4 protein-coding genes are annotated in these 2,230 nt (G+C 62.5%); 2 read left to right on the top strand and 2 right to left on the bottom strand.

Annotated features, from left to right (window positions below; translation table 11 throughout):
• Window positions 1–344: LexA family protein (locus BM419_RS31530; protein ID WP_244540948.1), on the top strand; the 344-nt coding region annotated here is incomplete at its 5' end.
• 372 nt (window positions 345–716) lie between these two features.
• Here the strand turns inward: BM419_RS31530 and BM419_RS31525 are convergent.
• Window positions 717–1,163 carry a hypothetical protein gene (locus BM419_RS31525; RefSeq protein ID WP_091928773.1) on the bottom strand — a complete coding sequence of 149 codons (447 nt, stop codon included), beginning with the start codon at window positions 1,161–1,163 and terminating at the stop codon, window positions 717–719.
• Window positions 1,164–1,597: 434 nt separating this feature from the next.
• Here BM419_RS31525 and BM419_RS31520 point away from each other — a divergent pair, with 434 nt between their 5' ends.
• Window positions 1,598–1,930 carry a hypothetical protein gene (locus BM419_RS31520; protein ID WP_091928772.1) on the top strand — a complete coding sequence of 111 codons (333 nt, stop codon included), beginning with the start codon at window positions 1,598–1,600 and terminating at the stop codon, window positions 1,928–1,930.
• Here BM419_RS31520 and BM419_RS32740 read toward each other — a convergent pair.
• A partial coding sequence (locus BM419_RS32740; protein WP_210188190.1) for a hypothetical protein occupies window positions 1,927–2,230 on the bottom strand: 304 nt, incomplete at its 5' end. The two genes, BM419_RS31520 and BM419_RS32740, sit on opposite strands and share 4 nt — an antisense overlap.

Genomic DNA, 2,230 nt, shown 5'->3' with positions numbered 1-2,230 from the left:
CTCCTCAGGCTTGGGTCGCTTCCTCGACATCGATCCGTCCTCCAGGCTCGAAAGCCATACCAAAGGGCGGACCACTTCATTGGGGGCGGATCACCGGCATCTACGACCGCGACCTCGCCAGCGTCGACCGCAGCCTCAAGGCGGGCTACGGCAGCATCGTCGTCGCGGCGATCGACGGCGAGATGAGCTGCAAGCGCCTCGTGATCGACGGCAACGTCGCCCGGCTCGCTTTCTGCAACCCGGACCTGCCCGCCTTCGCGGTCGACGAGTGCGGTGAGGGCGCGATCTGGGGCGTGGTCCGCTTCTCGATCCGCTGGCACGTGGCTCGGGGTCACATGACGTGACGCGGAGCGCCACCGGATCCGCGTCCGGCGGATGACGCTGTAAGCCAGTCCCTCGGCCTCCAGTTGCTCCAGCGCGCGGGTCGCCTGTCCTTGATCACGGCTTCTGCCAGCTTCCGCGCCGGCCCGGACGTCTGTTTCATCTTCGCTCCCGGGGGCTACGATGAACCAGCCATCCTCTGTTCGTGAAGACCCTCAATCTGTCTCAGGAGTGCTGACGGCGGACCTCAATGCGGGCGAGCCCGGCAGCCAGCTCTTCGTACACACGGTAGCCGCGGCCTCGGCACGGCGTCCCAACCAGACTTCCTGAAGCTTAGTCCACAAAGGAAACAGCGTGAGTCCGAGTTCATCACGCCAAAGGCCGACCCAGCGGGTCTATGGCTTACTCGCGGCCTTCTTTGAGGTCTCGGCCGGTTTGATACTTCCCGTCTCGGATACTCGATCACGAGCTTGATCGAAGCGCTTCTTCGAAGCGATAAGCTCACGCTGTGAACCGGCTAGCTGCCCCTTCGCTGCGTCACGAGCCGCAATAGCTTGGCCGAGTTCCGCGCGGGCGGAGGCGAGTTTGCCCTGCCACTCACGAACGAGCTCGATGCTCGCCTGCTTCGACTCTTTCTGACGGCTCACTAACCCGTCTCGCTCCGTCTGAAGGAGGCTGACCTGAGTGGTGAGATCGCGGTTGGCTGAAGCTTTATTCGCATAGGCTCCCCAACCGGCTAGGGCGTAAACCCCCAGGATCAGGGGTAGCAACTGAGCACGTGTCGGCTTCCATGCAAAAAGCACCTGAAGTTTCCAGCGCAGCAGTTCGAGCAGGCGAGGCATGGACCGGTTGTCTCCCGTCTCGAGTGGGCGGACCCCGTCGGTCCAAACGGCTAATCGATCAGGCACAGAACGATGCCCGCGCAGAGTTAATGCTTGTTTACGGCGCACATCATCGGGCGGTTGAGGATGTATCGCGAATTGCAGAAATCGGGACGCCGCCGCTTTGCGCCTGGTCAGTCGCGCCGCTGCGCCTCAAGCCGCGCTCATCGAACTCACAGCATGGATGCAGCCGTTCAATCTCTACCCAGCGCGTCTGCGCCGGATAGACTTAGCGGTTATGCTGCGGAGCGATCTCAACGCATGGATGTAACGAGAAGCTTCCGCCCTTTGGCCGAGGCCGAACGCCCAGCAAGGTAGCCGATACCGGCTGCAGCAGCGCAGACGGCGCAGGCCCGTGCAATTCTGGCTAACGTCAGTTTATCGGATCTGCGACCATGCCGTGCCTCCAGAGTTTGCATCTTCGCACGAACGAAGACGTGTGCGGCGACATCGACTTGCGCCGGAGAGAGAAGCTCCTGAGCCGCCGGTATCAGCTCCTGAGTGTAACGGCGGAGGTGCTGACCGATCAGAGCGACGTCGAGGATCATACCCGTCTGCGAGGAAAAGCCGCCCTGCCGCGATCTCGCGAGAGCATCAAGTTGCCCGAGGAACTGCGCATGCTCATGGTGCAGGTCCTCGGCGAGCTGGCGTGTCCGATCCAGGTGGCGCAGCGGCGCATAGAGACTGGCCTCCAACGCCTCGGCATGAGCGGCAAGCTCATCGATTAAGCCGCCCAGCACCTCTCACGGTCGTGGATCGCCGACCCACCGAAAGTGTACCGACTCTCTGCGATCAGATGCGCGAGGTAGGCGTGATCGTGGGCGATGATCTGCCAGACGTTCATGCGCCGGATCATCTTTGCGGGTGGCCTTGGCCAACCCGGAGGAGGTCGGCTCGTTTCCAACGGGCGATCGGTTGATCCGGCGTCGTAGTACTGATCCGCCCCCAATGAAGTGGTCCGCCCTTTGGTATGGCTTTCGAGCCTGGAGGACGGATCGATGTCGAGGAAGCGACCCAAGCCTGAGGAG

The organism is Methylobacterium sp. yr668, assembly GCF_900116245.1.
Classification (GTDB): domain Bacteria; phylum Pseudomonadota; class Alphaproteobacteria; order Rhizobiales; family Beijerinckiaceae; genus Methylobacterium.
Note: the sequence above shows the minus strand (reverse complement) of the source record. Positions and strands in the feature narration are given on the sequence as shown.